7 protein-coding genes are annotated in these 9,031 nt (G+C 61.1%); all 7 read left to right on the top strand.

Features of this window, described 5'->3' with window-relative positions; genetic code table 11:
* Positions 1–14 precede the first annotated feature (14 nt).
* The 7 genes from VG146_06975 to VG146_06945 all read left to right on the top strand — a co-directional run bounded on the left by VG146_06975 (position 15) and on the right by VG146_06945 (position 8,878).
* Entirely contained in the window at positions 15–191 is a 177-nt protein-coding gene (locus VG146_06975; protein ID HEV2392091.1) for a hypothetical protein, read from the top strand.
* A 206-nt stretch (positions 192–397) separates the two neighbouring features.
* Positions 398–2,041, top strand: coding sequence for a methyl-accepting chemotaxis protein (locus VG146_06970; protein ID HEV2392090.1), 1,644 nt, complete (start codon positions 398–400; stop codon positions 2,039–2,041).
* A gap of 17 nt (positions 2,042–2,058) precedes the next feature.
* A complete protein-coding gene (locus tag VG146_06965) occupies positions 2,059–2,526 on the top strand; it encodes a chemotaxis protein CheW (protein ID HEV2392089.1) in 468 nt (155 codons plus the stop codon).
* Positions 2,523–3,239 (top strand): chemotaxis protein CheW, encoded by a 717-nt coding sequence (locus tag VG146_06960; protein ID HEV2392088.1) that lies wholly within the window; start codon positions 2,523–2,525, stop codon positions 3,237–3,239. The genes VG146_06965 and VG146_06960 overlap by 4 nt, the downstream gene beginning before the upstream one ends.
* The gene (locus tag VG146_06955) at positions 3,236–5,275 is read left to right on the top strand and encodes a chemotaxis protein CheA (protein ID HEV2392087.1); all 2,040 of its coding nucleotides are present in this window, start codon (positions 3,236–3,238) and stop codon (positions 5,273–5,275) included. Before VG146_06960 ends, VG146_06955 begins: the two co-directional genes overlap by 4 nt.
* Positions 5,272–6,324, top strand: coding sequence for a chemotaxis response regulator protein-glutamate methylesterase (locus VG146_06950; GenBank protein ID HEV2392086.1), 1,053 nt, complete (start codon positions 5,272–5,274; stop codon positions 6,322–6,324). Before VG146_06955 ends, VG146_06950 begins: the two co-directional genes overlap by 4 nt.
* Positions 6,317–8,878, top strand: a complete 2,562-nt coding sequence (locus VG146_06945; GenBank protein ID HEV2392085.1) for a response regulator — start codon at positions 6,317–6,319, stop codon at positions 8,876–8,878. The genes VG146_06950 and VG146_06945 overlap by 8 nt, the downstream gene beginning before the upstream one ends.
* Positions 8,879–9,031: the final 153 nt, after the last annotated feature.

Below are 9,031 nucleotides of genomic sequence, written 5' to 3'. Positions count from 1 at the left end.
CATGAGACTCAAAAATGGGAAAAAGCCCTGCGGAAGCCGACATTCCCCACCGAAACTTTATCCCCAAGCAACTCGAACCCGTCCCGCCACCCACCCCCGAACCATTGCCCATGCAGGAGATGCTCAAAATGCAACTCGACTCTCTCCGCCGCCGTTCTGCCCCTCCCGAGCCAGTCAATCCAACCCCCTAAAACCCTGCCAAAACCTGCTTGTTTTTACCCCTGCAAAGCGGTAATGATCCTGTTATCGCAAAAGGAAAGACGCATGGATACGGCATTCTTCTCACGCCCAAAGCTCGCGGGCAGCCTGGCGCCTCCGGGCTTCGGGGGGGATTGCGCCCAACTCACGCGCTCAAATCGGTGCCGTCCAGCGGCTTGGCGGCGCGGCCCCTGCTAGCATGAAAATCTGCAAACGCCTCCAAACGGCCCTGTTCGTGCTGGTTGGCTTGCTCCTGGCGGCATTCGCCGTAGCTGCCTGGATGCAAAATGCCGCTTCCAGCGCCATCCAACGCAACGAGCACCTCGCCGCCATCCAGAAAGGCATCTACTACGACGTGCTTCGTATGAATGATGCCCTCCGCACCCTGGCTTCAGACCCAAAGAGCCTTTCCGAGGAAAGGGCCATCGAGGGCGCCGAAAAGAGCCTCCAGGAACAAATCGTCGAGGTCGAAAGCCAGTATAGCGATTTTCCCGAGTTGCTTGCCTCCGTCAGGAGCCTGGGCGATTTCATCCGGGGCACCACCCCCGGCGCCTTCGGCGCTTTCCAGGCCCGCGTCCTTGAAATGGCCGAAGGGGACCCGGCTAATGCCATGACCTATTACAGCGCCAATTATTCCGCAATCAGCCGCCAGCGCGACCAGGTCTTTCACGATTTTGCCACCCAGATCGACCGCGTCAATATGACTGAATCGGCGCGCGCGCAGACCATTACCCTCGTGGGTCTAGGTTCCTTGGGCCTCATCCTGCTGATCTGCGCGGCTATCGGTCTGTTCCAATCCTCCGCCATGGCCGCTCCTCTCGAGTCCGTCATCGGCACACTCGACCGCATGCGCCAGGGCGATTTCTCCGAACGGCTCCCTCTCGAGCAGAATGATGAGTTCGGTGTGGTGAGCCAGGGCCTGAACCGCCTCGCCGATGACCTCTGTGAACTCGTCGGCCAGGTCCAGCGCTCCGGCATCCAGGTCAACACCACCGCCACCCAAATCGCCGCCACCGCGCGCGAGCAGCAAAGCACCGCCCACGAAATCGCCGCCACCACCGCTCAAATCGGCGTTACCTCCAAGGAAATCTCCGCCACATCCAAGGACCTCGTCAAAACCATGAACGAGGTCAACGTCGTGGCCGAGGAAGCCGCACACCTGGCCGGCAGCGGACGCGAGGCCATCGCCCGCATGGAGACTACCATGCGCCAGATCATGGACGCCTCCGGCTCCATTACCGCCAAGCTTGCCGTGTTGAGCGAAAAAACCACCAACATCAACTCCGTTGTCACCACCATCACCAAAGTCGCCGACCAAACCAACCTGCTCTCCCTCAATGCCGCTATCGAGGCCGAAAAGGCCGGCGAATACGGCCTGGGCTTCGCCGTCGTCGCATTGGAAATCCGCCGCTTGGCCGACCAAACCGCTGTGGCCACTTACGACATCGAGAAAATGGTTAAGGAAATGCACTCGGCTGTCGCTGCCGGCGTCACCAGCATGGACAAGTTTTCCGAGGAAGTCCGGCGCGGCGTCGAGGAGGTCCGCCAGGTCGGCGCGCGCCTCACCCAAATCATCCACCAGGTCCAAAACCTCACCCCGCGTTTCCAGACGGTCAACCTGGGGATGCATGCCCAGGCCACCGGCGCCCAGCAGATTAGCGAGACCCTCAGCCAACTGACCGAAGCCGCCCGGCAAACTGCCGATTCGCTGCGGCAGTCCAACGTGGCTATCGAACAGCTCAACGGCGCCGCGCGCGGCCTCCAAACCAGCGTTGCCCGCTTTAAGCTCGGCCTTCATCCCGGGCGCCTCCACCACAACGGTAATGGCGATGCTGAGGATTGACCCGGCCAATTTCATCCATGCTCTTTCTCCTGTTCCAAGTCGGCAAAGAACGCTACGCCATCGAAGCGGGCGGCGTGGTGGAAGTGGCTCCGCTCCTGCCAATGAAGCGCCTCCCCAAGGCCCCTAAAGGCGTCGCCGGTGTCTTCAATTACCGTGGCCGCCCCGTCCCCGCTGTCGATCTCTCCGAACTCACCCAGGGCCGGCCTGCAGAGGTGCGGCTCAGCACCCGTATCATTATCGTCAACTATCCCCATGGCCATGGCGGCAACCGCCTCCTCGGCCTAGTCGCCGAGCATGCTACCGAGATGCTCCGCGCCAGTCGGCGTGATTTCATCGATCCGGGCGTCCGAATCGGCGACGCACCCTACCTCGGCCCGGTCCTGATGGATGCCCGCGGCTCCATCCAATTGCTCATCGAACGCAATCTCCTGGCGCAACCGGTCCAGGACCTGCTCTTTTCTGAAGCCGCAGTCCCATGTGTATGACCGACGATTCCTCACTCATCAGTCAGCCAGCCGAGCCGCTGTCGCAATCGCCCGACCTCACCCCCGTGTCGGCGTGCTGGCGCGAAACTGGCGTTTATGGGAACAACACATGTCCAAAGCTCCATGAGTTCGTCCATTGCCGCAATTGCACCGTCTATTGGAGCGCCGGTGTCCGGCTGCTGGAGACCCCGATGCCGCCCGATTATCGCGCCCAATGGGCCGAACATTTCGCCACCAAACGAAAAGTGCCCGAGCCCGTCAGCCTCTCCGTTATCCCCTTTCGCGTCCAATCCCAATGGCTGGCACTCCCCACCTATATCTTTCAGGAAGTCTCCGAGCGCCGCCCCATTCACTCCCTGCCCCACCGGCGACAAGGCCCCCTCATCGGTGTGGCCAATGTTCGCGGTGAACTCCTGGTTTGTGTCTCCCTCGGGCACCTCCTGGGCTTGCCGGGGCTTCCCCCGCGCGAGACCCTCCGCCAACGCCACCAACGCCTTCTGGTCCTCAACTCCGAGGATGGCCGGCTCGCCTTGCCTGTGGACGAAGTAAGCGGTCCCGAGCGCCTGGATTCTCAGGAACTCAGGCCACCTCCCAATGGCCCAAGCCGCTCCTTCCACGCCTTTGCCCAACATATCTTCTACTGCAACGAGCACCCGGTCGGCCTTCTCGACGCCGAACGCTTGCTGAAAACCCTCGGCAGGAGCTTTGCTTGAAACCCAATCGCCAAACCGACCTGATCGGCCTTTCGATGCTCGATTTGTTCCGGGCTGAGGCCGAAAACCAAACCGCCGTTCTCGTCAGCGGTCTGCTCGAACTCGAACGCACCCCCGATCAAACCCATTCCTTTGAAGCCCTTATGCGCGCCGCCCACTCCCTTAAGGGCGCCGCGCGCATCGTCGGTCTCCAGGCAGCCGAAACCGTTGCTCACGCCCTCGAAGACAACTTCGTCGCCGCCCAGGCCCACGAAATCCTACTGACCGGCCCGACCATGGACCTGCTCTTGCGCGGCGTAGACCTTCTGGCAAATCTGGCCAAACGCGCCGAAGCTGACATCCCGCGCTGGGACATAGACCATTCTGCTGACATTCATGCCTTCTTGGAGGCATCTTCAGCCTTGCGCCCCAAACCGGCTAACTCCGGCGCATTCGAGGACCAATCCAAACATTCACCCACCACTCCCCAACCCCGGTCTTATCCGCCTGCCAATGCCGCTGTGCCGCAGCCGCTCACCACCGAGCCGCCCCTGCATCCCCCAGCCGACCTCGTTGCTGACCCCGCGCCCGCTTCCCTGGCGCGCATCGGGGCCAGCTACCCGCTCCCGCAGCGCCCTCAATCACCCGCGCCGCGCAAGGCCGAACTGCCCGAACGCGTTGTGCGCCTGACCGCCGAGAACCTGAACCGCCTTCTGGCCCTCGCCGGCGAATCCCTTGTCGAATCACGCTGGCTGCGATCCTTCGCCGATTCCTTGCAGCATCTTAAGAGAGACCAGCGCGGCATCACCCAAACCCTCGAACGCCTCCGGCACTCTCTCGAACATCACACCCTTTCGGAGCACTCTCGAGGCTGCTTTAATGAACTCTTTCGCGAAGTCGCAGACTCCGAGCGCTTCCTGGTTGAACGCATTAAGGAACTCGACGTGTTCGATCGGCGCTCGGCCCATTTGTCCCAGCGCCTTTATCTCGAGGTCCTGCGCACCCGCATGCGTCCCTTCAGCGATGGCACTCGCCGCTTCCCACGCATGGTCCGTGACCTTGCTCGCGCTTTGGGCAAACAGATCAAATTCGAAATGCTCGGCGAGCATACCCCTGTGGACCGCGACATCCTCGAACGGCTTGAAACCCCCATCGCTCACCTCTTGCGCAATGCCGTCGATCACGGCTGCGAACCGCCCTCCGTACGAAAACAGTCCGGCAAACCACCCGAATGCTCTCTCCGCCTCGAAGCCCGCCACAGCGCCGGCGTCCTGCTCGTTACCGTCTCGGATGACGGCTCCGGCGTGAACCTCGAACTCATCCGCCGCGCTATCGTCGCCAGGCGCTTCACCTCCGATAGCGCCGCAGCCAAACTCTCCGAGGCGGACTTGCTTGAATTTCTTTTCATGCCGGGCTTCAGCCTCAAGGAAACCGTTACCGAAATCTCCGGGCGCGGCTTCGGTCTGGATGTGGTGCAGAACATGGTCAAAAGTCTGCGCGGTGCGATTCGCCTAAGCAACTATGCCGGCCAGGGCTTTCGGGTTCAATTGCAGTTGCCCCTCACCCTGTCCGTCCTGCGAGCCCTCCTGGTCGATGTCGGCGGCGAACCTTACGCCATCCCCTTGGGCCAAATCACCCGCACCCTAAAGCTCCCTCGAACCAAGGTTGCCTCAGTCGAAGGTCGTGAACAGTTCCAGTTCGACGGCCAGCAGGTCGGCCTGCTCGCCGCTCATCAACTCCTGGACTGCCCCGCCCCGCTCCCTTCGGGCGCTAACCTGCCGGTCGTCATCCTCAGCGGGCGCAGCGCTCGTCACGGCCTGGTCGTTGATGGGTTCCTCGGCGAGCGCGAATTAGTCGTCCAACCACTCGACCCTCGCCTGGGCCGGGTAAGGGACATCGCAGCCGCCGCCCTGATGGAGGATGGTTCACCTGTACTGATCATCGATACCGAGGAAATGCTGCGCAGCATGGAACGGCTCATCGGCCAACCCGCGCTCAACTCGCTCCAATCCACCCCCTTGGCCACTGCCGGCGCCCCGGCTCGGCTCGCCCCATGAGAATCGCCATTGTCAACGACCTCCCCCTTGCCATCGAAGCCGTTACGCGGGTCGTGCTCAACTCCGCTCACCAGGTCGCTTGGATAGCTCACGATGGCATCGAAGCCGTCCGCCTTTGCACCCAGGACAAACCGGACCTCATCCTGATGGATTTGCTCATGCCCGCTATGGATGGCGTCGAAGCCACACGCCGCATTATGGCTGGAACCCCGTGCCCCATCCTCGTCGTCACGGTCGATGTTGCTCGCCATTCCTCCAAGGTCTTCGAGGCCATGGGCGCCGGCGCCCTCGATGCCATTAACACGCCCGCCCTCGCGCCTCCCGCAGCCTTCAGCGCCGCCAATGCATTGCTGTCCAAGATCGAGGCCATTGGCAAACGCATCTCCCCTGCTGCCCTCGCTGCCTTTGATGCTCCCCGCCAACGCCGCGCCCAGACATCCCGCCCTACCTTTCCTCAAGGGCACCAACCCGATTCCCTCGTGGTTATCGGCGCTTCGGCGGGCGGCCCCATCGCTCTGGCCAGGCTGCTGGCTGAAATCCCCAATGATTTTTCGGCCCCCATCATTATCGTCCAGCATCTCGACGAGCAATTCGCGCCGGACCTGGCCAAGTGGCTCTCCTCCCATACACCCCTCGACGTGCGCCTTGCGCAGCAAGGCGATGCACCGCAGCCAGCGAGCGTCCTGCTCGCAGGCCGCGAGGATCACCTCGTCCTGGATTGCTCGGGGTTGCTCGCTTACCAACGCTATCCCGCAAACCATCCATACCGGCCTTCCATAGACATCCTCTTCAAGAGCGTCGCCCAGCATTGGAAAACCAACATAGTTGGCGTCCTGCTCACGGGCATGGGCCGCGATGGGGCTGAGGGCCTGCGGCTCTTGCGCACCCGGGGCCACTACACCATCGCACAGGACCAGGCCACCAGCGCCGTGTATGGCATGCCTCGCGCCGCTGCCGAACTCAACGCCGCCATCGAAATCCTCCCCCTCAGCGCTATCGGCCCCTGCCTGGGCCGATTGGTTTTGACCAAAGGCAAAGGGCATGCCTGATTCGCAGAACAAACCGGATCTAAACCCTGCCCGCCCGGGGCAGCCTCAGGAATATAATATCCTGGTTCTGTTGGTGGATGATCAGGCCATGGTCTGCGAAGCCGTTCGCCGCGCCCTGGACAATCAGCCGGACATCACTTTTCATTATTGCGCCGATGCCCGCGAAGCCCTCCCTCTGGCCAACCAGATTCAACCCACCGTCATCCTTCAAGACCTCGTCATGCCCAGTATTGATGGCCTCTCCCTTCTCCATCAGTTCCGCTCCAACCCCGCCACCAAGGACATCCCCATTATTGTCCTGTCCACCAATGAAAACCCTCAGGTCAAAGGCCAGGCCTTCGCCCTCGGCGCTAATGATTACATGGTCAAATTGCCCGATAAGATCGAATTGGTCGCCCGCATCCGCTACCATTCCAAAGCCTTCCTGAACATCGCCCAACGTGATGCCGCCTACCGCGCCTTGCGCGAAAGCCAGCAGCAACTCATTGAAAGCAATTCCGCCCTCATCTCGCTCAACCAAAAACTCGAAGAGGCCACCCTCGCCAAATCTCAGTTCCTGGCCAACATGAGCCACGAAATACGCACCCCAATGAATGGGGTGCTGGGAATGACCGCCTTGCTCATGGATACCGAGCTGACCGATGAACAGCGCGATTACGTCGAGGCCACCCGCAGCAGCGCCGACGCCCTCCTGACCATTATCAATGACGTCCTCGATTTCTCCAAAATCGAATCCGGCAAACTCGAGCTGGAGAATCATCCCTTCGAATTGCACACCTGCATCGAAGAAGCCCTCGACCTCCTGACTCCGAAGGCGGCCGAAAAACGACTCGATTTGGCTTATATTGTCGATGACACCATCCCCAAAATCCTCGTTAGCGATGTGACGCGACTGCGCCAAATCCTGGTGAACCTCATCAGCAATGCCGTCAAATTCACGCACCAGGGTGAAGTGGTCATCGAAGTGGCCCCTGTCAGCCGCGCCCTTCGCGCGCTGGCGCCCGGCCAAAAGCCCGATACCGATTTCATCCGGCATCCCGAACAATGGCAGCTCCAGTTTTGCGTGCGCGACACCGGCATCGGCATCGCGCGCGAAAAGCAATCCCGCCTTTTCAAATCCTTTCAGCAAGTCGATGCCTCCACCACCCGTTATTACGGCGGCACCGGCTTGGGCCTGGCCATCTCCAAGCGCCTGGCCGAATTGCTCGGTGGCCGAATCTGGGTCGAGAGCGATGCCGGCAAGGGGGCTGCTTTCCATTTCACGGTGGTGGCCAAAGCCGCCCCGCCCGTCGCGCCCCCGGCCTGGCAAGCGCCCCAGCCGGCTTTGGCAGCCCGGCGCCTCCTGGTCGTCGAGGATAACCCCACCAACCAGCGAATCATTGCCCACCGCGCCGGCCAATGGGGCATGACCGTTCAGTCCGCTTCCAATAGCCTCGATGCCCTGCGCCTCATCCATAATGAAAAACCCTGGGACGCCGCCATTCTCGATTTGCAACTCCCCGACCTGGACGGCTTGGCCTTGGCTGAACAAATCCGCAGAGAGCCCAGCGGACGGCGCCTTCCTTTGCTCCTGCTCTCTTCAGTCCGCTTGCGCAGCGACGACGAGCGCCCGCTCGAAACTGGTATCTCCGTTTACGTCCATAAACCCATTCGCACCGCTCAATTGCTCGATGCCCTCTGCCGCGCCCTCAGCGTTGACCTCCAGCGCGAGAAAAAGGCCCCCGCCGCCCCGTTGCTCGATGTCTTCTTGGCGCGTCGCCTGCCCCTTCGCCTCCTGCTGGCCGATGACAATCCAATCAATCAGAAAGTCGGGCTAAGCGTCCTGCAAAAACTCGGCTACCGCGCCGACCTCGCCAACAACGGCATCGAAGTGCTTCGCGCCCTCGAACAGAAAGTTTATGATGTCCTTTTCCTCGATGTGCAAATGCCCGAGATGGATGGCTTGGAAGCCGCCCGCGAAATCTGCCGGCGCTGGCCCGTAGAAAAACGCCCTGCCATTATCGCCATGACCGGCAACGCCCTCATGGGCGATCGAGAAAAATGTCTCGCTGCTGGGATGGACGATTACATCTCCAAACCAGTTCGCATCTCTGAATTGCAAGCCGCCATTGAACACTGGGGCCCGCCCAAGAGCCGCAGAAGCGATACCACTTTCCTTTCACGGGCCAAAGTCATTCCAGTGGACGAGCTCCTCGACCAGGACCATATCACTGAGTTGCAGGCCATGCCTTCGGACAACGGCGCAACTCTCTTCCAGGAAATGGTGGACCTGTTCCTCGAAGGCGCCCCATCCCGCGTCTCGCAAATCAGTCAGTCCCTCGATGACCCTTCCACCTTGGCCTCCCATGCCCATGCCCTCAAGAGCATGAGCCTCAACCTCGGCGCTAAACGCCTCACCGAGTTGTCCCAAAAACTCGAAGACCTCGCCCGCGCCGGCACCCTCGATGGGGCCAGCTCTCTGCTCCAAGACCTCCGCATCGCCTTTTCCCAAACTAAAACCTACCTCCTGCCCATGAGCCACAACCCTATTAAAAGCGAAACCAGATCGGCATGAACTACACCTTTAATCTGCCGATGCTTCTCACTCTTCCGCTTTCGTTTCTTATGGGGTAAACCACCCCTTCAATCGCGGTTGACCTTGGCCAAAATTTTGCGAGGTTAACATCGTCGCGGGGCTCGAACCGGTCCCCGTTCGGCAGAAGGACGC

Source organism: Verrucomicrobiia bacterium (assembly GCA_035946615.1).
In the GTDB taxonomy this organism is placed as follows: domain Bacteria; phylum Verrucomicrobiota; class Verrucomicrobiia; order Limisphaerales; family UBA8199; genus DASYZB01.
This window is presented reverse-complemented; position numbering and strand designations above follow the sequence as displayed.

Bases quoted from the DNA above. Each gene is read 5' to 3' on its own strand.
- VG146_06950 (HEV2392086.1), top strand. From the start codon at position 5,272: ATGAGAATCGCCATTGTCAACGACCTCCCCCTTGCCATCGAAGCCGTT.
- VG146_06965 (HEV2392089.1), top strand. From the start codon at position 2,059: ATGCTCTTTCTCCTGTTCCAAGTCGGCAAAGAACGCTACGCCATCGAA.
- VG146_06970 (HEV2392090.1), top strand. From the start codon at position 398: ATGAAAATCTGCAAACGCCTCCAAACGGCCCTGTTCGTGCTGGTTGGC.
- VG146_06975 (HEV2392091.1), top strand. From the start codon at position 15: ATGGGAAAAAGCCCTGCGGAAGCCGACATTCCCCACCGAAACTTTATC.
- VG146_06945 (HEV2392085.1), top strand. From the start codon at position 6,317: ATGCCTGATTCGCAGAACAAACCGGATCTAAACCCTGCCCGCCCGGGG.
- VG146_06960 (HEV2392088.1), top strand. From the start codon at position 2,523: ATGACCGACGATTCCTCACTCATCAGTCAGCCAGCCGAGCCGCTGTCG.